Source organism: Streptomyces sp. NPDC005485 (assembly GCF_040606085.1).
GTDB lineage: Bacteria > Actinomycetota > Actinomycetes > Streptomycetales > Streptomycetaceae > Streptomyces.
Map to the genome: position 1 here is coordinate 1 of NZ_JBEXDZ010000055.1, position 20,046 is coordinate 20,046.

23 protein-coding genes and 1 tRNA gene are annotated in these 20,046 nt (G+C 68.5%); 15 read left to right on the plus strand and 9 right to left on the minus strand.

Annotated features, from left to right (window positions below):
* Both ABZS97_RS19920 and ABZS97_RS19925 read left to right on the plus strand, forming a co-directional pair.
* The coding region (locus ABZS97_RS19920) for an RDD family protein (RefSeq protein WP_356139590.1) at positions 1-533 on the plus strand (533 nt) is incomplete at its 5' end.
* Positions 534-624: 91 nt separating this feature from the next.
* Positions 625-1,293 carry an RDD family protein gene (locus ABZS97_RS19925; protein ID WP_356139591.1) on the plus strand — a complete coding sequence of 223 codons (669 nt, stop codon included), beginning with the start codon at positions 625-627 and terminating at the stop codon, positions 1,291-1,293.
* 39 nt (positions 1,294-1,332) lie between these two features.
* Here ABZS97_RS19925 and ABZS97_RS19930 read toward each other — a convergent pair whose 3' ends face one another.
* On the minus strand, positions 1,333-1,692 hold the full coding sequence (locus ABZS97_RS19930) for a hypothetical protein (RefSeq protein ID WP_356139592.1): 360 nt from the start codon (positions 1,690-1,692) through the stop codon (positions 1,333-1,335).
* 451 nt (positions 1,693-2,143) lie between these two features.
* On the opposite strand from ABZS97_RS19930, the gene ABZS97_RS19935 reads away from it, so the two are divergent.
* On the plus strand, positions 2,144-4,498 hold the full coding sequence (locus tag ABZS97_RS19935) for an immune inhibitor A domain-containing protein (protein WP_356139593.1): 2,355 nt from the start codon (positions 2,144-2,146) through the stop codon (positions 4,496-4,498).
* A gap of 121 nt (positions 4,499-4,619) precedes the next feature.
* A complete protein-coding gene (locus ABZS97_RS19940) occupies positions 4,620-4,979 on the plus strand; it encodes a hypothetical protein (protein WP_356139594.1) in 360 nt (119 codons plus the stop codon).
* Positions 4,980-4,992: 13 nt separating this feature from the next.
* Here the strand turns inward: ABZS97_RS19940 and ABZS97_RS19945 are convergent, their stop codons facing one another.
* Together ABZS97_RS19945 and ABZS97_RS19950 are read right to left on the minus strand one after the other, a co-directional pair.
* Entirely contained in the window at positions 4,993-5,577 is a 585-nt protein-coding gene (locus ABZS97_RS19945; protein ID WP_356139595.1) for a nicotinamidase, read from the minus strand.
* Positions 5,578-5,792: 215 nt separating this feature from the next.
* Positions 5,793-7,121 (minus strand): nicotinate phosphoribosyltransferase, encoded by a 1,329-nt coding sequence (locus ABZS97_RS19950; protein WP_356139596.1) that lies wholly within the window; start codon positions 7,119-7,121, stop codon positions 5,793-5,795.
* A 94-nt stretch (positions 7,122-7,215) separates the two neighbouring features.
* Here ABZS97_RS19950 and clpS point away from each other — a divergent pair, with 94 nt between their 5' ends.
* From clpS to ABZS97_RS19985, 7 genes are all read left to right on the plus strand, one after another.
* On the plus strand, positions 7,216-7,533 hold the full coding sequence (gene clpS / locus ABZS97_RS19955) for an ATP-dependent Clp protease adapter ClpS (RefSeq protein WP_356139597.1): 318 nt from the start codon (positions 7,216-7,218) through the stop codon (positions 7,531-7,533).
* Positions 7,534-7,612: 79 nt separating this feature from the next.
* A complete protein-coding gene (locus ABZS97_RS19960; RefSeq protein ID WP_356139598.1) occupies positions 7,613-8,218 on the plus strand; it encodes a DUF2017 domain-containing protein in 606 nt (201 codons plus the stop codon).
* 345 nt (positions 8,219-8,563) lie between these two features.
* Positions 8,564-10,021, plus strand: coding sequence for an amino acid permease (locus ABZS97_RS19965; RefSeq protein WP_356139599.1), 1,458 nt, complete (start codon positions 8,564-8,566; stop codon positions 10,019-10,021).
* A 77-nt stretch (positions 10,022-10,098) separates the two neighbouring features.
* Positions 10,099-10,521, plus strand: coding sequence for a M67 family metallopeptidase (locus ABZS97_RS19970; protein ID WP_356139600.1), 423 nt, complete (start codon positions 10,099-10,101; stop codon positions 10,519-10,521).
* A gap of 79 nt (positions 10,522-10,600) precedes the next feature.
* The gene (locus tag ABZS97_RS19975) at positions 10,601-10,696 is read left to right on the plus strand and encodes a putative leader peptide (RefSeq protein ID WP_350954403.1); all 96 of its coding nucleotides are present in this window, start codon (positions 10,601-10,603) and stop codon (positions 10,694-10,696) included.
* Between the two features lie 113 nt (positions 10,697-10,809).
* Positions 10,810-11,088 (plus strand): MoaD/ThiS family protein, encoded by a 279-nt coding sequence (locus ABZS97_RS19980; RefSeq protein ID WP_356139601.1) that lies wholly within the window; start codon positions 10,810-10,812, stop codon positions 11,086-11,088.
* Between the two features lie 17 nt (positions 11,089-11,105).
* Complete coding sequence (locus tag ABZS97_RS19985; RefSeq protein ID WP_356139602.1) at positions 11,106-12,056, plus strand: cysteine synthase; 951 nt, start codon at positions 11,106-11,108, stop codon at positions 12,054-12,056.
* Positions 12,057-12,112: 56 nt separating this feature from the next.
* Here ABZS97_RS19985 and ABZS97_RS19990 read toward each other — a convergent pair whose 3' ends face one another.
* The 3 genes from ABZS97_RS19990 to ABZS97_RS20000 all read right to left on the minus strand — a co-directional run bounded on the left by ABZS97_RS19990 (position 12,113) and on the right by ABZS97_RS20000 (position 13,662).
* Positions 12,113-12,505 (minus strand): hypothetical protein, encoded by a 393-nt coding sequence (locus ABZS97_RS19990; protein ID WP_356139603.1) that lies wholly within the window; start codon positions 12,503-12,505, stop codon positions 12,113-12,115.
* Positions 12,506-12,594: 89 nt separating this feature from the next.
* The gene (rph, locus tag ABZS97_RS19995) at positions 12,595-13,329 is read right to left on the minus strand and encodes a ribonuclease PH (protein ID WP_356139604.1); all 735 of its coding nucleotides are present in this window, start codon (positions 13,327-13,329) and stop codon (positions 12,595-12,597) included.
* Between the two features lie 99 nt (positions 13,330-13,428).
* Complete coding sequence (locus tag ABZS97_RS20000; protein ID WP_356139605.1) at positions 13,429-13,662, minus strand: PTS glucose/sucrose transporter subunit IIB; 234 nt, start codon at positions 13,660-13,662, stop codon at positions 13,429-13,431.
* A gap of 175 nt (positions 13,663-13,837) precedes the next feature.
* Here ABZS97_RS20000 and ABZS97_RS20005 point away from each other — a divergent pair, with 175 nt between their 5' ends.
* Together ABZS97_RS20005 and ABZS97_RS20010 are read left to right on the plus strand one after the other, a co-directional pair.
* Positions 13,838-15,142 carry a PTS transporter subunit EIIC gene (locus tag ABZS97_RS20005; RefSeq protein WP_356139606.1) on the plus strand — a complete coding sequence of 435 codons (1,305 nt, stop codon included), beginning with the start codon at positions 13,838-13,840 and terminating at the stop codon, positions 15,140-15,142.
* Positions 15,143-15,322: 180 nt separating this feature from the next.
* Positions 15,323-16,573: a PTS transporter subunit EIIC gene (locus tag ABZS97_RS20010; protein ID WP_356139607.1), complete on the plus strand. Its 1,251-nt coding sequence runs from the start codon at positions 15,323-15,325 to the stop codon at positions 16,571-16,573.
* Between the two features lie 66 nt (positions 16,574-16,639).
* On the opposite strand, the gene ABZS97_RS20015 is transcribed toward ABZS97_RS20010, so the two are convergent.
* Positions 16,640-17,392, minus strand: coding sequence for an MBL fold metallo-hydrolase (locus tag ABZS97_RS20015; protein WP_356139608.1), 753 nt, complete (start codon positions 17,390-17,392; stop codon positions 16,640-16,642).
* A 292-nt stretch (positions 17,393-17,684) separates the two neighbouring features.
* On the opposite strand from ABZS97_RS20015, the gene ABZS97_RS20020 reads away from it, so the two are divergent.
* Positions 17,685-18,134 carry a type II toxin-antitoxin system PemK/MazF family toxin gene (locus tag ABZS97_RS20020; protein ID WP_356139609.1) on the plus strand — a complete coding sequence of 150 codons (450 nt, stop codon included), beginning with the start codon at positions 17,685-17,687 and terminating at the stop codon, positions 18,132-18,134.
* Positions 18,135-18,181: 47 nt separating this feature from the next.
* Positions 18,182-18,784, plus strand: a complete 603-nt coding sequence (gene rdgB, locus ABZS97_RS20025) for an RdgB/HAM1 family non-canonical purine NTP pyrophosphatase (RefSeq protein WP_356139610.1) — start codon at positions 18,182-18,184, stop codon at positions 18,782-18,784.
* 55 nt (positions 18,785-18,839) lie between these two features.
* Here the strand turns inward: rdgB and ABZS97_RS20030 are convergent.
* A tRNA-Leu gene (locus tag ABZS97_RS20030) sits at positions 18,840-18,923 on the minus strand.
* Positions 18,889-19,950, minus strand: coding sequence for an HNH endonuclease (locus ABZS97_RS20035; RefSeq protein ID WP_356139611.1), 1,062 nt, complete (start codon positions 19,948-19,950; stop codon positions 18,889-18,891). The genes ABZS97_RS20030 and ABZS97_RS20035 overlap by 35 nt, the downstream gene beginning before the upstream one ends.
* Positions 19,951-20,046 lie beyond the last annotated feature (96 nt).

The window sequence follows — 20,046 nt, forward strand, 5'->3', positions numbered from 1 at the left end:
CCCCGGTCGAGGACATCTTCACGGCGGCCGCGCGCCGGCAGTCGGCCGCGCGTCCGGCGGCGCTCGGCAGGCGGCTGGCCGCCCGGCTCGTGGACACCGTGGTGCTGGGCGCGGTCACCGCCGCGGCCGCCGTGCCGCTGGGCACCAAGGCGCTCGACCACGTCAACGAGAAGATCGACGCGGCCAAGCTGTCCGGCGAGACGGTGACGGTCTGGCTGCTCGACGGCACGACCGCCGCGTACCTCGGTGTCATCGTCGCCGTTCTGCTCCTCGTCGGCGTCCTCTCGGAGGCGCTGCCCACCGCCAAGTGGGGCCGCACCCTGGGCAAGAAGCTCCTCGGCATCGAGGTGCGCGACATCGAGGCCCACGAGCCGCCGTCCTTCGGCCTGGCCCTGCGCCGCTGGCTCGTCTACGGCATCCCGGGCGTCCTCGGCATCGGTGTCGTGGGCATCCTGTGGTGCCTCTTCGACCGCCCGTGGCGCCAGTGCTGGCACGACAAGGCGGCCCACACCTTCGTAGCGGCGGGGACGTAGGACGACGTAGCGCATCGGCCGTAGGCGAGGCGGTCCCTCGGACGGCCGCTCGCCGGATGCGGAACCGGGGGGTTCGCGGTCCACTCGGGCCATGAGTAGCGAACCGCCGCCCCCCGGCTCCGGTCAGAATCCACCGGACGACGACCCGCTCAGGAAGCAGCAGCCCCCGCCCGCCGAGGGCGGCGGCTCCCCCTACGACGCCCCCTACGGCGGCCGGCAGCCCCCGTCGTACGGCGGCGGCAGTCCTTACGGCGGCGATCCCTACGGCGGTGGCGGCCCCTACGGCGGCGGCGCCGGCGATCCCCTCGCGGGGATGCCTCCGCTCGCCGACAGCGGCAAGCGGGTCCTGGCGAGGATCCTCGACATGATCATCGTCGGTGTCGTGGTGTGGCTGCTGTCCTGGGCTTTCGGCTTCAGCCAGTACACGCTGGACACCGACAAGATCAAGTTCGCCGACTCGTTCGGCCGGGAGGTGGTCGGCGCCGTCCTCTACATCGCCTACGACACCCTCATGGTCAGCAAGTCGGGCCAGACCCTCGGCAAGCAGCTGCTCAACCTGCGCGTGGCCAACCTCGACAACGGCGCCACGCCCTCCGCGCAGACCGCGCTGATGCGCGCGGCCGTGCTGTGGATCCCGTTCGCGTTCTGCTGCGCGTGTGTCTGGACCGCGATCGCGGGCGGCTGGAGCTTCTTCGACAGGCCCTACAAGCAGGGCCTGCACGACAAGGCGGCCAAGACGGTGGTGGTCAGCACCCGTTGACCTGGAGGGCGGCGCACTGCACCGCGGCGGGTCCGTGCATCACGGGCCCGCCGTTTCGCGTACGGGCACGGAAGCGGCGGACGCCGACACGGACACCGGCATCGGTTCGGGCGCGATGGACACGGAGACGGCGACGGACGCGGTCTCGCGCCGCACCGGGACCCGCTCCTGCGCGACAGCGGCCGCGGTAGCCGTAGCGGCGGCCGAAGTTCCTTCGGCGGGCGCCGACCTGGGCAGCGGGACCGTCATGGCGACCAGCAGCCCGAGAGCGAGAGCCGAGAAGGCGATCAGGATGATCCCCAGGCTCGAACTCGTCTGAGACAGCAGCAGCATGGCGAGCGTCGAGAAGATCACGGTGCAGGAACCGTAGGCGAGCTGTGCGGCGTTCGGACGAGGCATGGCAATCGTGTCCTCGGGTGGGGGTCTCCCCCCGGGTGCCTCTCGCGATGGGGGAGGTGCGGATAAGAATCGGGGGTGAGAAACGGCGTCGACCATGGCAATCCGCCGACATCCGGCGCTCCGCCAATCGACTCTATTCCGCTGCATGCCCGAGGGGAACAGCCGGTAAGCGTGACCTAACCCACGGTGCCGGAGCACGGGGGGCGCACGGAGTCATGCAGTCCACGAAGTGGACGGGTCGACGCGCCCGTTGAGCGGCACATAGACGCCCCGCACGCCGTCCGGATATCGAACGGTCATGACTGCATAGTGCAGTTGGCGGGTCCAAGTCAAGATCTGTCTTTTCTTTGGTAACTCCGGTCAAATGTCGTCACTTGACACGCGTATACGCGCGCGGACCCATGACCAGGATCCCTTCCATCCGCGCGGACGAACGCGGGGGAGGAATCAAGTGACCAGCAGATCATGGACGTTCAGAGCGGCCGCGGTGGGCGTAGCTCTCGCGGCGGCCACCGCCACGTTCTCGACGTTCGCCGTCGCGCAGGCCGACGACACCTCGTCGGCGGCTGTGAACCGGCACGACCCGCAGCCGGCCAAGACGAAGGTCGACCACGACCTCGACGGCCCGCTCAGCAAGACCCAGAAGGCGCAGCGCCAAGAGGCCCTGAACCAGGTCATATCCGGCGACGCCCAGGTCAAGGACCGCAACGGCTCGCGGGTGGTTCAGCTCAAGAGCAAGAAGGGCCACAGCAAGTACGTCGAGCTGGGCCGCGAGAAGACCGACAAGATCTTCACGATCCTGGTCGAGTTCGGCGACAAGACCGACGCCAGTGCGGGCGGCACCGCCGGCCCGCTGCACAACAAGATAGCCAAGCCGGACCGCGCCAAGGACAACAGCACTGCCTGGCAGGCGGACTACAACCAGAAGCACTTCCAGAACCTCTACTTCGGCACCGGCAAGAACGTCGAGTCGATGAAGAAGTTCTACGAGAAGGAGTCCTCGGGCCGCTACTCGGTCTCGGGTGAGGTCGCCGACTGGGTCAAGGTGCCCTACAACGAGGCCCGTTACGGCAACAACGCGTGCGGCTCCACCAACTGCCCCAGCGTGTGGAACGTCGTCAGCGACGGCGTGACCGCCTGGGTCGCCCAGCAGAAGGCGGCCGGCCGCACCGACGCCGCGATCAAGGCGGACCTGGCCAAGTTCGACCAGTGGGACCGCTACGACTTCGACGGCGACGGCAACTTCAACGAGCCCGACGGCTACATCGACCACTTCCAGATCGTGCACGCCGGTGAGGACGAGTCCGCCGGTGGCGGCGCTCAGGGCACCGACGCGATCTGGGCCCACCGCTGGTACGCGTTCGGCACCGACGCGGGCGCCACGGGTCCCACGGGCAACAAGCTCGGCGGCACCCAGATCGGCGACAGCGGCATCTGGGTCGGCGACTACACCATCCAGCCGGAGAACGGCGGACTCGGCGTCTTCGCCCACGAGTACGGCCACGACCTCGGTCTGCCGGACCACTACGACACCAGCGGCGGCGGCGACAACTCCACCGGCTTCTGGACCCTGATGTCGTCCGGTTCCTGGCTCGGCACCGGCAAGAACGCCATCGGCGACCTGCCCGGTGACTTCAGCGCCTGGGACAAGATGCAGCTCGGCTGGCTCAACTACGACACGGCGAAGGCCGGCAAGCAGTCCACGCACAAGCTGGGCGTCGCCGAGTACAACACCTGGGACAAGCAGGCGCTCGTCGTCACGCTGCCCGAGAAGGCCGTCAAGACCGAGGTCGTCGCCCCGGCCCAGGGCGCCACGCAGTGGTGGAGCGGCAGCGGTGACAACCTCAAGAACACGCTGACCCGTTCGGTCGACCTGACCGGCAAGTCGAAGGCCACCCTGGACCTCGACGGCTGGTGGGACATCGAGAACGGCTACGACTACCTCTACACCGAGGTGTCCACCGACGGCGGCGCCAACTGGACCGTCCTGGACGGCACGGCGAACGGCGCGGCCATCGGCAAGGACGCCAGCGGCAAGACCGCCCTCACCGGCACGGCGAGCGCGTACCAGAAGCTGTCGTACCCGCTCGACGCCTACGCGGGCAAGAAGATCGACGTCCGCTTCCGCTACGCCACCGACGGCGGTGTCTCGCAGAAGGGCTTCGCGGCCGACGAGATCTCCGTGACCGCCGACGGCGCCGCCCTCTTCTCCGACAACGTGGAGAGCGCGGACGCCGCGTGGACCGCCACCGGCTTCTCCCGCATCGGCGCGTCGTTCACCAAGGACTACGCGCAGTACTACATCGCCGAGAACCGCCAGTACGTCTCGTACGACAAGACCCTCAAGGTCGGCCCGTACAACTTCGGCTTCTCGACGACCCGTCCGGACTGGGTCGAGCACTACCCGTACCAGAACGGTCTGCTCATCTGGAAGTGGGACACCTCCCAGGCGGACAACAACACCAGCGTCCACCCGGGCGTCGGTCTGGTCCTGCCGATCGACTCGCACCCGACCGCGCTGAAGTGGGCCGACGGCACCGCGATGAGCAGCCGCCTCCAGTCGTACGACTCGACCTTCAGCCGCTACCGCACGGACGGCATCACGCTGCACCACGCGGACGTGGCGACCAAGATCCGCTCGTCGAAGGGTGTGTCGGTCTTCAACGACCACACCAGCACCTACTACGACAAGGCCACCCCGACCGCCGGTGTCCAGGTCACTGACACCAACACCAAGATCAAGATCGTCAAGGAAGCCAAGGACGGCTCCACGATCTCGCTCCAGGTCGGCCCCGCAGTGAAGTAGTCAGCGTTTCCGCAGGTCAGAAAGTGATCGGCCGCAACCCCCTGGCGGGTTGCGGCCGATCGTGTTTAGGTGCGTCCTGTGGATTTCTTATTGACACCGGTGCACACGGGGGTGTGACTGCATGGCCGCAGGAGGTTTCTGCAAGCTGCCTAACGGCAGCGTGGTGGTGGCGCTGAACCTGCCCACCACGCCCGGGGAGGGCACGGACTGCGTCCGCGTACTCGTGCTCGCCCAGAACCGCGCCCGAGCCCTGACCAGGCTCCGCAACCTCGGAATGCGCGCGGTCTACCTGCGCGGCAACTCGGCCCCGCCGTCCCCGGACGAGATCACCGCCGTCCTGCACCACCCGGACGGCCTCATATGGCGTACGGCCCCCGACACGGCCCGTGACAACGGTGTCGGCGGCCCCGAGCTGCCCCAGGAGCTGTGGCACCCGTTCCGGGCCCTGCTGCGCCGCCCCACGGCTCCTCAGGGGCTGTGAGGGCAGGAGAGCCCTAAACGACGGGCTTGCCGGTCAGCTCCACGCCCGCGCCCCGCAGCTCCTCCAGCGCGCGCTCGGTGGTCTCCTCGGCGACTCCGGCCGTGAGGTCGAGCAGCACCTGGGTGCGGAAGCCCTGCGCGGCCGCGTCCAGGGCCGTCGCCCGTACGCAGTGGTCCGTGGCGATCCCCACCACGTCGACCTCGTCGATCGCGCGGGCGCGCAGCCAGTCGCCCAGCGGGACGCCGTTCTCGTCGACGCCCTCGAAGCCGCTGTACGCCGCCGCGTAGGCGCCCTTGTCGAAGACGGCGTCGATCCCGCCGGAGGCGACGGCGGGCGCGAAGTTCGGGTGGAAGCCCACGCCCTCGGTGCCGGCCACGCAGTGCGCGGGCCAGGAGTGGACGAAGTCCGGGTTGTCGGCGAAGTGGCCGCCGGGGGCGATGTGGTGGTCGCGGGTGGCCACGACATGCCGGTACCCCGCGGGCGCCTGCCCGATCAGCTCGGTGATCGCGGCGGCCACGTCGGCACCCCCCGACACCGCGAGGCTGCCGCCCTCGCAGAAGTCGTTCTGCACATCTACGACGATCAAGGCGCGGCGCATGGGCGGTGTCCTTCGGCTCGGCGGCGGGTCGGTCGGTGGTGGGGTGCGGGCCCGGCCTTCGAACTACCGAGCTTAGAGACTTCGTGTGCGGGACGGGAGAGTGCGCGGGCCCCCGGCGCGGGGCGGGGGCGCTGCCGTTGCATTCCCGCTCACCGGGTGTTCATGCGCCCGGGCACCCCGCACCGGACCGCCTCGGACGTACTTCGGCCGGAGTCTCAGACGTACTCCGTCGGAATCACGGACTCTCCGCGCGAGAGCTGGGTCGCCGACAGCGGCAGGTTCGCGCGGGCGGCCGCATGCCGGTCGCGTACGGCGTCGAGCGGCTCGCGGGCCACGACCCGGCCGCCCTTGACCAGCTCGACCAGGAGCTGCCGGTCGGCCAGCTCGCCGGGGACCGCGCCGGTGCCGATCACCTCGGCCTCGGCGACCCCGTACTCGTCCAGGCGCCGCGCCGCCCACTTGCGGCCGCCGATGGACGTCTTGCCGCCGCTCGACTTCTTCGCGACCGCCACCAGCGGAGCCTTCAGGTCCGCCGACTCGGCGCGCGCGACCAGCTTGTAGACCATCGAGCACGTGGGATGGCCGGACCCCGTCACCAGCTGGGTGCCGACGCCGTACGCGTCCACGGGTGCCGCCGCCAGCGAGGCGATCGCGTACTCGTCCAGATCCGAGGTCACCACGATCTTCGTCTCCGTCGCGCCCAGCTCGTCCAGCTGCTGCCGCACCCGGTGCGCGACCAGGAGCAGGTCCCCGGAGTCGATGCGCACGGCCCCGAGGTCGGTCCCGGCGACCTCGACGGCCATCCGGACGGCCTCCGTGACGTCGTAGGTGTCCACGAGGAGCGTGGTGCCCCGGCCCAGCGAGTTCACCTGGGCGCGGAAGGCGTCGCGCTCGTGGTCGTGCAGGAGGGTGAAGGCGTGCGCGGAGGTGCCCACGGTCGGGATGTCGTAGCGGAATCCGGCCGCGAGATCGGAAGTGGTGGCAAAGCCGCCCACGTAGGCGGCGCGCGCGGCGGCCACCGCGGCCAGCTCGTGCGTGCGCCGGGCGCCCATCTCGATCAGCGGCCGGTCCCCGGCGGCGGACGCCATCCGGGAGGCGGCGGCCGCGATCGCCGAGTCGTGGTTGAGGATGGAGAGGATCACCGTCTCCAGGAGTACGCACTCCGCGAAGGAGCCCTCGACCCGCAGGATCGGCGAGCCCGGGAAGTAGACCTCGCCCTCGGGATAGCCCCAGATGTCCCCGCCGAAGCGGTACGAGGCGAGCCATTCGAGGGTTTCCTCGTTCACGATCCCGCGCTCGTGCAGAAAGCCCAGGACGCCCGCGTCGAAGCGGAAGTTCTCCACGGCGTCCAGGACGCGGCCGGTCCCGGCCACCACTCCGTAGCGGCGCCCCTCCGGCAGCCGCCGGGTGAAGACCTCGAAGACGGAGCGCCGCTCGGCGGTCCCGGCCGCGAGGGCGGCCTGCAGCATCGTCAGCTCGTACTGGTCCGTGAAGAGCGCCGTCGAGGGAACGTCCACCGGCAGCCCAAGGTCCGCTGTGTTCATGGGAGGCGATGCTACCCCCATCTCGTCACTCTGACGATTTAGGGGGTCGCTTTTGTGGGGCCCGTTTGGCCGGGCACCCCCTTCTGGTGGCAGCATGGGCCGTGTGACGGCTCCCGCTCCCCTAGAGACCGAAAAGACCGAGTCGGCGGAAGAGGTCTTCGCCGTACCCGAGCCCGATGTCCCGTGGGTGACGATCGTCCACAACGACCCGGTCAACCTCATGAGCTACGTGACCTATGTCTTCCAGGCGTACTTCGGTTACTCCAAGGACAAGGCCACCAAGCTCATGCTCGACGTCCACCACAAGGGCCGGGCCGTCGTCTCCAGCGGAACCCGCGAGGAGATGGAACGCGACGTGCAGGCCATGCACGGCTACGGTCTGTGGGCCACCCTCCAGCAGGACCGCAAGTGACCTCAGCGACCCCCACACACCGACCGTTGGTCTCAGTGACCTCACGTACCGAGTGGACCGGAAGTAGCGACGCAACCTGATGCCAGGACACTTCGAACCGATCCCCGGCGGCGGCGCGGCCGTCGCGCTCGACGAGGTCGAGATCTCGATCATCCGCTCCCTCGCCGTACAGCTGCTGGAGCTCATCGGACCGGGCCCCGCCGAGGACGCCCCCGACGACCCGCTCGCCGAGCTGTTCGCGGAGGGCCCGAGCGAGCCGCCCTCCGACCCGGTGCTGATGCGCCTCTTCCCGGACGCCTACAGCGGCCCGGACGTAGAGGCACGCTCACCCGAACAGGCCGAGGAGCAGCGCGCGCACTCCGCGGAGTTCCGCCGCTTCACCGAGAACGACCTGCGGGCCGGCAAGCGCGAGAACGCCCTCGTGGTGATCCGCTCCCTGGACGCGCTCACCACGGAGGGCGAGGGCAGCGCCGTCCTCAAGCTGTCCGCCGAGGAGTGCGGGCAGTGGCTGCGCACCCTCAACGACCTGCGCCTGGCGATCGGCTCCCGCCTCGACATCGAGGACGAGGAGGACACCGACCTCCTCTACCGGCTGCCCGACGAGGACCCGCGCAAGCCGATGGTGATGGCCTATCTGTGGCTGGGCGGACTCCAGGAGACGCTGGTCAGCGCCCTGATGCCGTAGTCGGGCCGCCGGCCCATTCCGTTCGCTCAGCGGACGCTCAGATCCGGATAACGATAAAGTCACTATGACCGCGCCCTTTGGGGCGCGGTTTGTTTTTTGTCCGGTTCTCCCTGTGGTGTGCGCCACGAACCGGGCCGCCGAGCCATGTTGCGGCCGTGATAAATCTTCACGACCGCCCGACAGGACACCACCCACGTCCGGTCGGGTGCGCCACCGAGCCGGCGACCGCCGGCCAGGCACGAGCGGGTCGCAGAACCCGCTCAGCTCCATCACATCCGGGGGGATCGGAACCCGATCCGAAGCCATGGGACTGGCTCGGTTCGGCATGGAGGAAGGCGCACCAACATGACCTCGTCGCAGGTCGGTAAGCAGCAAGAAGAGCAGAGCCGCAATGGAGTCGTGGGCGGCGACACCCCCGAAGAGGGGTACGAGCGAGGGCTCGGCAGCCGCCAGGTACAGATGATCGCGATCGGCGGCGCCATCGGCGTCGGCCTGTTCCTCAACGCCGGGGCGAACATCGCCAAGGCGGGCCCCAGCCTCATCCTCATGTACGCCATCGCCGGCGTGATCATCTTCTTCATCATGCGAGCGCTCGGCGAACTGCTCCTCTACCGCCCGGTCTCGGGCTCGTTCGCGGAGTACTCCCGCGAGTTCCTCGGCCCGTTCTTCGGCTACTTCACGGCCTGGACGTACTGGCTCATGTGGGTGGTCACCGGCATGGCGGAACTGACCGCCGCCGCGATCTACGTCCACTACTGGTTCCCGTCGATCCCGCAATGGGTGTCGGCGCTGGTCTTCCTGGTCGTGCTCTTCGTGGCCAACCTGATCTCGGTGAAGGTGTTCGGCGAGATCGAGTTCTGGGCCTCGATGATCAAGGTCACCGCCCTCATAGGCATGATCGTGATCGGCCTGGGCGTGCTCACCTTCGGCTTCAGCTCCGCCGGTGACACCGCGGCCGTCTCCAACCTCTGGCAGTTCGACGGCTTCTTCCCCAAGGGCATCGGCTCGTCCCTGATGACCCTGCAGGGCGTCATGTTCGCCTACCTCGCCGTCGAGCTGGTCGGCGTGACGGCAGGCGAGTCCGAGAACCCGGAGAAGACGCTCCCCAAGGCGATCAACACCCTGCCCTGGCGCATCGCCCTCTTCTACGTCGGCGCCCTCACCGTCATCCTCTGCGTCGTGAAGTGGACCGAGTTCGCCCCCGGCGTGAGCCCCTTCGTGAAGGCGTTCGCGATGATCGGCATTCCGGCAGGCGCGGGCATCGTCAACTTCGTGGTGCTGACGGCCGCCCTCTCCTCCTGCAACTCGGGCATGTACTCGACGGGCCGCATGCTGCGCAACCTCGCGGACAACGGCGAGGCGCCCCGCGCCTTCAACAAGCTCTCGGCCTCCAAGACCCCCGCGCTCGGCATCACCGTCTCCGTCGCCTTCATGGGCATCGGAGTGGTCCTGAACTACGTCGTCCCGGAGAAGGCCTTCGGCTACGTCACCTCGGTGGCCACCGCGGCCGGCATCTGGACCTGGCTGATGATCCTGGTCAGCCACGTCCTCTACCGCCGGGCCGTGGACGCGGGCCGCCTGCCCGCCTCCTCCTTCCCGGCGCCGGGCGGCGCGAAGTGCAGCTACGTCGCCATCGCCTTCCTCCTCTTCGTCACGGGCCTGATCGCGTACGACGCCGACTCCCGCGTCTGCCTGTACGTGATGGCCGTCTGGTCCGCGGCGCTCGGCATCGGCTGGGCGATCCTGAAGGCCCGCAACCCCCAGGTCGCGGAGCGCCGCGAGCCGGCGTACGAGCAGGTCTGAGGCCTCCACGCTCAGCATGTGGGCCGCCGCGTACCACCCTTCGGTACGCGGCGGCCCCTCTGCATATCCTGAGCCCCATGCTGACCATCACCCAGGCCCTGTACGACCAGATCGTCGCGCACGCGCGCCAGGACCACCCCGACGAGGCCTGCGGCGTGGTCGCGGGCCCGGTGGGGGAGGGCCGCCCCGAGCGCTTCGTCCCGATGCTGAACGCCGCCCGCTCACCGACGTTCTACGAGTTCGACTCGCAGGACCTCCTCAAGCTCTACCGCGAGATGGACGACCGCGACGAGGAGCCGGTGATCATCTACCACTCCCACACGGCCACCGAGGCCCACCCCTCCCGCACCGACATCACCTACGCGAACGAGCCCGGCGCCCACTACGTGCTCGTCTCGACCGCGGACACCGACGACGCCGGCCCCTTCCAGTTCCGGTCCTTCCGGATCGTCGAGGGAGAGGTCACGGAGGAGGAGGTCAAGGTCGTGGAGGCGTACTGATCTCACGTTTTGGTCGAAATATGTCCGGAGTGTGGGATCACACTCCGGGATCCGGACCGGGAATCGATACGATGAGCCCATGGTTTTCCACGACGTGAGCGACAAGACGCCGGGCGCACTGCTCGTGGCGCGGCTGCACGTCGACCTGTGCAGGCTCGCCAGCGCCATCTGTTGACGCCGGACCCTGCCGCCGTCCGGCCGTGAGCCGCGGCGCCTCACCACGCATCACCGCTGTTCTGCGCTGCCGCGCGCCTACCGACCGATCACTCCCGACAGGAGCCCTGAGCCATGGCCATCGAGGTCCGCATCCCCACCATCCTCCGCACCTACACCGACGGACAGAAGGCCGTCGAGGGCGGCGGGGAGACCCTCGCCGCGCTCTTCGCCGACCTGGAGACCCGCCACCCGGGCGTCCAGGCCCGCATCGTGGACGGCGGCGAGCTGCGCCGCTTCGTCAACGTCTACCTCAACGACGAGGACGTCCGCTTCCTCGACGGCATCAACACCAAGCTCACCGACGGCGACAACGTGACGATCCTGCCGGCCGTCGCCGGCGGCATGGTCTGATCGGCCGCTGATCCCCCATGCGCTACGACTCCCCGCTGGCCGCGGTGGGCAACACCCCTCTGGTGCGCCTGCCGCGGCTCTCGCCGTCCGACGACGTCCGGATCTGGGCGAAGCTTGAGGACCGCAACCCGACCGGCTCGGTCAAGGACCGCCCGGCCCTGCACATGATCGAGCAGGCGGAGAAGGACGGCCGCCTGACGCCGGGCTGCACGATCCTGGAGCCGACGAGCGGCAACACCGGCATCTCCCTCGCCATGGCGGCCAAGCTCAAGGGCTACCGCATGGTGTGCGTGATGCCCGAGAACACCTCGCAGGAACGCCGGGAGCTGCTCGGCATGTGGGGCGCCGAGATCATCCCCAGCCCCGCGGCGGGCGGCTCCAACACCGCCGTCCGCGTGGCCAAGGAGCTCGCCGCGGAGCACCCGGACTGGGTGATGCTCTACCAGTACGGAAACCCGGACAACGCGGGCGCCCACTACGCGACGACGGGCCCGGAGATCCTGGCGGACCTCCCCTCGGTCACGCACTTCGTGGCGGGCCTCGGCACCACCGGCACCCTGATGGGCGTCGGCCGCTTCCTGCGCGAGCAGAAGCCGGACGTGAAGATCGTCGCCGCCGAGCCGCGCTACGACGACCTGGTCTACGGCCTGCGCAACCTCGACGAGGGCTTCGTGCCGGAGCTGTACGACGCCTCGGTCCTGACCACCCGCTTCTCCGTGGGCTCCGCCGACGCGGTCACCCGCACCCGCGAACTCCTCCAGCAGGAGGGCATCTTCGCGGGCGTCTCCACCGGAGCGGCCCTGCACGCCGCGATCGGCGTCGGCAGGAAGGCCGTCAACGCCGGGGAGACGGCCGACATCGTCTTCGTCGTGGCCGACGGCGGCTGGAAGTACCTGTCGACGGGCGTCTACACGGCGGCGACGACGGAGGAAGCGATCGAGACGCTGCAGGGTCAGCTCTGGGCGTAGGCCCCGGAGCCGGGGTCTGGGGGTTGTGACCCAGGCCCCGGGAAACCCCGAGCGACTTACGGCGTGCACACCTTCGTCAGCTCGCCCGCCGCGTCCGTCACCGGACTGATGTCGGGCGTCGAATCGCCGTTCTTGACGGCCGTACGGACGTTGCCGACGGCCTTGCTCAGGTCGTCGACCGCCTTGTTCACATCGGTGTTGTCGGTCTTGTCGCCCAGCTTGTCGAGGCTCTTCTCGATGGAGTTGAGGGACTCGTCGGTCTGCGTCGGGTCGTTCGTCGCGTTCTCCACCGCCTGCTGGAGATCGGTGACGCTGTCGGCGATGGAGTCGGCGGTCTGGACACAGTCCAGAGCCTTGTCGACGGCATCGCAGCCGACGACCGCCGGTACGGCGACAAGTGCGGCGACGACGGCGAATGCCGCGGTGCGGCGACGGTGGCGCGAGGCCATGGAACAGTCCTCCCCGTGGACATGCGAAACACTGTGGTCAACGGACGCACGGCTGGACCGTACGCCCGTACCCATAAGAACGCGAAGACTTATCCCGCGGTTGCCTCAAGAGCCGCCCGCTGAATGGCCGCGAGCTCGTCGCAGCCCGAAACGGCAAGATCCAGCAGGGAGTTGAGCTCCTTGCGGTCGAACGGCTCGGCCTCCGCGGTGCCTTGGACCTCGACGAACCGCCCGTCGCCCGTGCAGACGACGTTCATGTCGGTGTCGGCCCGCACATCCTCCTCGTAGCAGAGGTCCAGCAGCGGAACCCCGCCCACGATGCCGACGGAGACGGCGGAGACCGTGCCCGTCAGCGGCTGCCGGCCGGCCTTGACCAGCTTCTTGCCCTGCGCCCAGGCGACGGCGTCGGCGAGGGCGACGTAGGCGCCGGTGATCGCGGCGGTACGGGTGCCGCCGTCGGCCTGAAGGACGTCGCAGTCGAGGACGATCGTGTTCTCGCCCAGCGCCTTGTAGTCGATGACCGCGCGAAGCGAACGGCCGATCAGGCGGCTGATCTCGTGCGTACGGCCGCCGATCTTGCCGCGTACGGACTCACGGTCGCCGCGCGTGTTCGTGGCGCGCGGCAGCATCGAGTACTCCGCGGTGACCCAGCCCTCGCCGCTGCCCTTGCGCCAGCGCGGGACGCCCTCGGTGACGGAGGCGGTGCAGAAGACCTTCGTGTCGCCGAAGGAGACGAGGACGGAGCCCTCGGCGTGCTTGCTCCAGCCACGCTGGATGGTGATGGGGCGGAGCTGTTCGGGGGTGCGGCCGTCGATTCGAGACATGGCGCTGAGCCTAGCCGCACATGACCGAGGGGCTGCCGCCGGTAACGGAAGCAGCCCCTCAGGGATGAGTTCAGCTGTGTGTCCGGCCGCGAAGCGACCTCACATCATGTCTTCGATGTCCGCCGCGATCGGGTCGGCGTCCGTGCCGATGACGACCTGGATCGCCGTGCCCATCTTGACGACGCCGTGCGCACCCGCGGCCTTCAGGGCGGCCTCGTCGACCTTGCTCGCGTCGATGACCTCGGTGCGGAGGCGGGTGATGCAGCCCTCGACCTCTTCGATGTTCTCGATCCCGCCGAGTCCGGCAACGATCTTCTCAGCCTTGGTGGCCATGTCTTACTCCCTGATCCGAACCGCTTTGTCGCAGTAACCCACAGTTGGCCCATCTTCGCGAGCGGTCATGTCGTACGTACCGAATGATGGCGTTCACGACAGCGCGACCGTCCGTCAACTGGTCTACACCACCCGGCGGACGGTCGCCAAACCCGGTCCCGTCCGGAGGACGCCGATGAGTGCCGACAGCGCCGCCGAACCCGCACCCCCACCCGCGCGCACCCACTGGAACAACCTCTTCCAGGGTCTGCAGAAGATGGGCCGCAGCCTTCAACTGCCCATCGCCGTCCTGCCCGCGGCCGGCATCCTCAACCGGCTCGGCCAGCCGGACGTGTTCGGTGACGACGGACTCGGCTGGACCGATGTCTCCAAGGTGATGAAAGGCGCGGGCGGCGCCCTCCTCGACGGCTCGCTCGGACTCCCGCTGCTGTTCTGCATCGGCGTCTCCATCGGCATGGCGAAGAAGGCCGACGGCTCCACCGCGCTCGCGGCGGTCGCGGGCTTCCTCGTCTACTACAACGTGCTGCACCAGTTCCCGGTGGACTGCGGGAAGGGCATGACGTCGATCGAGGGCGTCGGGTGCCAGGCCGCCGACCACTCGGTGACGGGGTTCTCGTACCAGAACCCGGGCGTCTTCGGCGGCATCATCATGGGACTGCTGGCGGCGTACTTCTGGCAGCGCTACCACCGCACCAAGCTCGTCGACTGGCTCGGCTTCTTCAACGGCCGCCGCCTCGTCCCCATCATGATGTCCTTCATCGCCATCGCGTTCGCCGCGCTGTGCCTGTGGATCTGGCCGCCGATCGGCGACGGCCTGGAGAACTTCAGCGACTGGCTGGTCGACCTCGGCGCCTGGGGCGCGGGCGTCTTCGGCGTCGCCAACCGCGCGCTGCTCGTGATCGGCCTGCACCAGTTCCTGAACGTGCCCATCTGGTTCCAGTTCGGCACCTTCAACCCGCCGGGCGGCGGGCAGCCCGTGCACGGTGACATCAACATGTTCCTGGCGGGCGACCCGAACGCGGGCCAGTTCACCTCGGGCTTCTTCCCCATCATGATGTTCGCCCTGCCGGCCGCCTGCCTCGCGATGACGCACTGCGCAAAACCCCATCGCCGCAAGGAAATCGGCGGCATGATGCTCTCCGTCGCGCTGACGTCGTTCGTCACCGGCATCACCGAACCGATCGAGTACTCCTTCGTGTTCATCGCGCCGCTCCTCTACGCGGTCCACGCGATCCTCACGGGTGTGTCCATGGCGGTGACCTGGGGCCTCGGTGTGCACGACGGCTTCAGCTTCTCGGCCGGCCTCATCGACTACGTCATCAACTGGAACCTGGCCACCAGACCCTGGGCCATCATCCCCATCGGCCTCTGCTTCGCCGCCGTCTACTACGTGATCTTCCGCTTCGCGATCACGAAGTTCGACCTGAAGACCCCGGGACGCGAGCCGGAGGAAGAGGTCGAGGACATCACCAAGGCCTGAAAACACCCCGCGCGAAGGGCCCTCGGACCACTGGTCCGAGGGCCCTTCGTCGCGTCCGGGACCGGCACTCCGCGTAGCAGTCCGGTAGCAGGAATCGCGGGTTCCTTATCCGGCCTTCACCGTGCTACAACAGGTCTACACCACTGAGTGGTGTAGACCACGCCACCCGATGGAGGAAGTATGAGTACCGCCACCGCCGCGGCGGTCCCCGCAAAGAAGCGGGGATCCGGCCTGTTCCAGGGCCTGCAGAAGGTCGGCCGCAGCCTGCAGCTCCCGATCGCCGTGCTCCCCGCGGCGGGCATCCTGCTCCGGCTCGGCCAGCCGGACGTGTTCGGCAAGGACGGCCTCGGCTGGAACAAGGTCGCCTCCGTGTTCGCCACCGCCGGCGACGCGGTCTTCAGCAACCTCCCCCTGCTGTTCTGCGTCGGCATCGCCATCGGCTTCGCCAAGAAGGCCGACGGCTCCACCGCGCTCGCGGCACTCGTCGGCTTCCTCGTCTACAAGAACGTCCTCACCGCGTTCCCGATCACCGACGCCAAGGTCCAGAAGGGCGCGGACATCGCCGCGACCTACAACGACCCCAAGGTCCTCGGCGGCATCGTCATGGGACTCATAGCCGCGGTCACCTGGCAGCGCTTCCACCGCACCAAGCTCCCCGACTGGCTCGGCTTCTTCAACGGCCGCCGCCTCGTCCCGATCCTGATGGCCTTCATCGGCACCGCCGTCGGCGTCTTCTTCGGCCTCGTCTGGGAGCCCATCGGCGACGTCATCACCAACTTCGGTGAGTGGATGACCGGCCTCGGCGCCGTCGGCGCGGGCATCTTCGGCGCCATCAACCGCGCGCTGCTTCCCGTCGGCATGCACCAGTTCGTCAACACCGTCGCCTGGCAGGAGATCGGCTCCTACAAGGACTCCGCCGGTGCGGTCTGGCACGGCGACCTGCCCCGCTTCTTCCACGGCGACCCCACCGCGGGCCAGTTCATGACGGGCTTCTTCCCCATCATGATGTTCGCCCTCCCGGCCGTCGCCCTGGCGATCACGCACACCGCCCGTCCCGAGCGCCGCAAGGCCGTCGGCGGCATGATGCTGTCCCTCGCGCTGACCTCGTTCGTCACGGGCATCACCGAGCCGATCGAGTTCGCGTTCATGTTCGTCGCGCCGATCCTCTACGTCATCCACGCCGTCCTGACCGCCCTCTCCATGGCCGTCACCTGGGCCCTGGGCGTCCACCACGGCTTCAGCTTCTCCGCGGGCGCGATCGACTACTTCCTCAACTGGAACCTCGCCACCAAGCCCTGGATGATCATCCCGATCGGCCTGGTCTTCGCGGTCATCTACTACGTGACCTTCCGCTTCGCCATCATCAAGTTCAACCTCACCACCCCGGGCCGCGAGCCCGAGGAGGAACTCGAGGACCTCACCAAGGCATGAGCCCGCCCTGAACAGCACGAAGGCCCCGGAACCCACCAGGTTCCGGGGCCTTCACGCACGTACGCCCTAAATCTCGTACGACACCCGAGGCGCCGCCAGCTCCACCGGACCGTCGTACGCGGTCCGGGCGTCCGCCAGGTTGATCCGGGGGTCCGTCCACGGCGGGATGTGCGTCAGCACCAGCCTGCGCGCCCCGGCACGGGTCGCGGTCTCGCCCGCCTCACGGCCGTTGAGATGCAGATCCGGAATGTTCTCCTTGCCATGCGTGAACGCCGCCTCGCACAGGAACAGATCGGTGTCGCGGGCGAGTTCGTCCAGGGACTCGCTCACGCCCGTGTCACCGGAGTACGTCAGCGAGCGGCCGCCGTGCTCCACCCGGATGCCGTACGCCTCCACAGGATGGCGCACCTTCTCCGTGTGCACGGTGAACGGACCGATCTCGAACGTGCCCGGCTTGACCGTGTGGAAGTCGAAGACCTCACTCATCGAGGAGGCGGACGGCGTATCGGCGTAGGCCGTGGTGAGACGCTGCTCGGTGCCCTCCGGCCCGTAGACCGGGATCGGGTCGCAGCGGCCGCCGTCATGGCGGTAGTAGCGCGCGACGAAGTACGCGCACATGTCGATGCAGTGGTCGGCGTGCAGATGGCTGAGGAAGATCGCGTCGAGGTCGTAGAGACCGCAGTGGCGCTGCAGCTCGCCAAGGGCACCATTGCCCATGTCGAGAAGCAGCCGGAAGCCGTCGGCCTCGACGAGGTAGCTCGAGCAGGCCGATTCCGCGGACGGGAACGACCCCGAGCAGCCGACGACGGTGAGCTTCATAAAGCTGGAACCTCCGCGCTGGCAGGAAGTGCACAGAGCAGATGCGGTGACCGGAAACCCGGCGCATGTACTCGGAGCAGATGTGGGAACGGGGGTCGTGCGGTCCGTCGAGCGTAAGGCGCAAAAGGGCCGGTCGCTCCTCCGCCAGGGGCTGTTGTGGGCGAACTCACCTGAGCTGTCACCGGTTCGGATGGATCGAACGAACACAGGCACGCATGGGCTTCTCCGAGAGGAGAAGCGGAAGGGGAGCGGACGGGGAGCGGACCCGGGTACCCGCCGGTACCTTCTTCGTATGGACACGTCCTGGTGGCTCGCACTCGCGGCCGTCGTGCTGCTCGCGCTCGTGGCGACGCTCATCGACGGCTGGGGGCGACGCGGGCGCAGACCGTCCGGCCGTACGCGCCCGCCGGGCGGACCCCGCCGGCGCGGAGACCGGCCGCAGCCCGCCGAGATCTGGTGGGCGAACGTCCCCTACGAAGAGGGACCCGGTGCCAAGGACCGGCCCTGCCTCGTACTGACCGTCCGCGGCGACCACGTGACCGTCGCGAAGATCACCAGCAAGTACCACGACGAACGCGCCGGAGTGATCCCCCTGCCCCCCGGCGCCGTCGGCGACGCCCAGGGCCGCGCCAGCTTCCTGGAAACGGACGAACTGCGCGACGTACCCCTCTGGGACTTCCGCCGCCGCGTCGGCGTCGTCGACCCGGTCCTGTGGGACCAGATCCGCTACCTGGCGGGATAGCGCGGGCGCCGTACAGGATCCCGTACCGCGGTCGGGATACTGGGCCCATGACCCGCCTGATCCTCGCCACCCGCAACGCCGGAAAGATCACCGAGCTCCACGCGATCCTCGCCGACGCCGGCCTCCCGCACGACCTCGTCGGCGCCGACGCCTACCCCGACATCCCCGACGTCAAGGAAACCGGCGTCACCTTCGCCGAGAACGCCCTGCTGAAGGCCCACGCCCTCGCCCGGGCCACCGGCCTGCCCGCCGTCGCCGACGACTCCGGCCTCTGCGTCGACGTCCTGAACGGCGCACCCGGCATCTTCTCCGCCCGCTGGGCAGGCCGCCACGGCGACGACAAGGCCAACCTGGACCTGCTGCTCGCCCAGCTCGGCGACATCGCCGACACCCACCGGGGCGCGCACTTCGCCTGCGCGGCGGCACTCGCCCTCCCGGACGGCACGGAGCGCGTGGTCGAGGGCCAACTCCGCGGCACCCTGCGCCACGCCCCCGTCGGCACGAACGGCTTCGGCTACGACCCGATCCTCCAGCCGGAGGGCGACACCCGAACCTGCGCGGAACTGACCCCGACGGAGAAGAACGCGATCAGCCACCGGGGCAAGGCGTTTCGGGCTCTGGTGCCGGTGGTTCGGGAGCTGTTGGGCTGAGGTTGCGTACGCGAACGGCCTGCGTATCGAACTTTCGATTCGCAGGCCGTGATTGTGCGGCGGAAGGGATTCGAACCCTCAAGCCCGATCAAGGGCCACAGATCCTAAGTCTGCCGTGTCACCTCTGCACCACCGCCGCTAGCTGTCTGCCATCGTACCGGGTAGGGCGGACTACCCGGCGAGAGATGCACTCCCTTCTGACGGCACCACGTCTCCGTCAGCGCATGACAGTTGGGGCATAGGTACCGCAAGTTCTCCCGACGGTTGTCGTGCCAGTTCCCGTTGACATGGTCGATCTGCAAGGTGAGCAGGCGGCCCAACCACTCGCCTCGATTGCCGCACGTATCGCACCTGTATGGCACTCCGATTTCGGTAAGGGCTCGGTGGAGCTGGGTCCTGTTGGTCCGGCCGGTGTGGTCCGGCATGACGACCAGTACCCGGTGTGCCGTCGGGGGCGACGATGGGCGCTCCGGCTGTCCCCAGGCTCGGCGCTTGAAGTGGCTGGTATCGAGACCGAGGCGGGATGCGGCACGCCGGACGCGTCTGTGATTGGTGTCGTTCACTTCCATGCCGAGACCGCGCATCACATCCGCGTAACTCGTGGAGCTTGGTACGAGGCTGCGCAGTCTGTCCTCGGAAATCGGTACACGTCGATGAGAAAAGTGTCCGATATCGATGTGCTGCGCGTGCAACATGCGGTTGAGCGTCGCACGCGAGCGACTGTCATCCGGCACCCCCAATGTGCGAGCCACGCCGCGCACACTTGTGGCTTCGGCCGCGGCCTTCCGTAATTCCTCTGCGGTGAACGGCAGATTGAGGTCGGGGCGGTCCATGCCAGGAAAGTGGTTGATGTCGATGCCCGCTGCGGTGATACGGCGTCGGATGTGAGAGAGCGTTCCCGTGGCCGGGGTAGCGCCCAGTTTCAGCGCCAACTCGCGCAGGGAGGACGATGAGGCGGCGGCTTCAGCAATGGCGGCGTCCGGATACTTGCGCCAAGGGCTCCGCTTGACGAAGTGACTCGTGTCCAGCCCGTGAGCGGCGACCTTTTCCTGGAGCACACGTCGCTGTCCCCCGCTTGTTCTGAGGTCGAGCCGTCGCATCAGATCTGTCCAGTTACGGACCTCGGTGACCACTGGCCTGAGCCGTTCCTTGCTGTACGGATCCACAGGCGTCGTCCCCGGGTCGGGTGTGGTCTGCATACTTGCTTGCCCCTCCGTCCCCGGCCACACGTTCGTGACCTCGTACGGAGTAACGAACCGCTT

Coding starts and splice junctions, on each gene's coding strand:
- ABZS97_RS19925 (WP_356139591.1), top strand. CDS start 625: ATGAGTAGCGAACCGCCGCCCCCCGGCTCCGGTCAGAATCCACCGGAC.
- ABZS97_RS19930 (WP_356139592.1), bottom strand. CDS start 1,692: ATGCCTCGTCCGAACGCCGCACAGCTCGCCTACGGTTCCTGCACCGTG.
- ABZS97_RS19940 (WP_356139594.1), top strand. CDS start 4,620: ATGGCCGCAGGAGGTTTCTGCAAGCTGCCTAACGGCAGCGTGGTGGTG.
- ABZS97_RS19945 (WP_356139595.1), bottom strand. CDS start 5,577: ATGCGCCGCGCCTTGATCGTCGTAGATGTGCAGAACGACTTCTGCGAG.
- ABZS97_RS19950 (WP_356139596.1), bottom strand. CDS start 7,121: ATGAACACAGCGGACCTTGGGCTGCCGGTGGACGTTCCCTCGACGGCG.
- clpS (WP_356139597.1), top strand. CDS start 7,216: ATGGGCCGTGTGACGGCTCCCGCTCCCCTAGAGACCGAAAAGACCGAG.
- ABZS97_RS19960 (WP_356139598.1), top strand. CDS start 7,613: ATGCCAGGACACTTCGAACCGATCCCCGGCGGCGGCGCGGCCGTCGCG.
- ABZS97_RS19965 (WP_356139599.1), top strand. CDS start 8,564: ATGACCTCGTCGCAGGTCGGTAAGCAGCAAGAAGAGCAGAGCCGCAAT.
- ABZS97_RS19970 (WP_356139600.1), top strand. CDS start 10,099: ATGCTGACCATCACCCAGGCCCTGTACGACCAGATCGTCGCGCACGCG.
- ABZS97_RS19975 (WP_350954403.1), top strand. CDS start 10,601: ATGGTTTTCCACGACGTGAGCGACAAGACGCCGGGCGCACTGCTCGTG.
- ABZS97_RS19980 (WP_356139601.1), top strand. CDS start 10,810: ATGGCCATCGAGGTCCGCATCCCCACCATCCTCCGCACCTACACCGAC.
- ABZS97_RS19985 (WP_356139602.1), top strand. CDS start 11,106: ATGCGCTACGACTCCCCGCTGGCCGCGGTGGGCAACACCCCTCTGGTG.
- ABZS97_RS19990 (WP_356139603.1), bottom strand. CDS start 12,505: ATGGCCTCGCGCCACCGTCGCCGCACCGCGGCATTCGCCGTCGTCGCC.
- rph (WP_356139604.1), bottom strand. CDS start 13,329: ATGTCTCGAATCGACGGCCGCACCCCCGAACAGCTCCGCCCCATCACC.
- ABZS97_RS20000 (WP_356139605.1), bottom strand. CDS start 13,662: ATGGCCACCAAGGCTGAGAAGATCGTTGCCGGACTCGGCGGGATCGAG.
- ABZS97_RS20005 (WP_356139606.1), top strand. CDS start 13,838: ATGAGTGCCGACAGCGCCGCCGAACCCGCACCCCCACCCGCGCGCACC.
- ABZS97_RS20010 (WP_356139607.1), top strand. CDS start 15,323: ATGAGTACCGCCACCGCCGCGGCGGTCCCCGCAAAGAAGCGGGGATCC.
- ABZS97_RS20015 (WP_356139608.1), bottom strand. CDS start 17,392: ATGAAGCTCACCGTCGTCGGCTGCTCGGGGTCGTTCCCGTCCGCGGAA.
- ABZS97_RS20020 (WP_356139609.1), top strand. CDS start 17,685: ATGGACACGTCCTGGTGGCTCGCACTCGCGGCCGTCGTGCTGCTCGCG.
- rdgB (WP_356139610.1), top strand. CDS start 18,182: ATGACCCGCCTGATCCTCGCCACCCGCAACGCCGGAAAGATCACCGAG.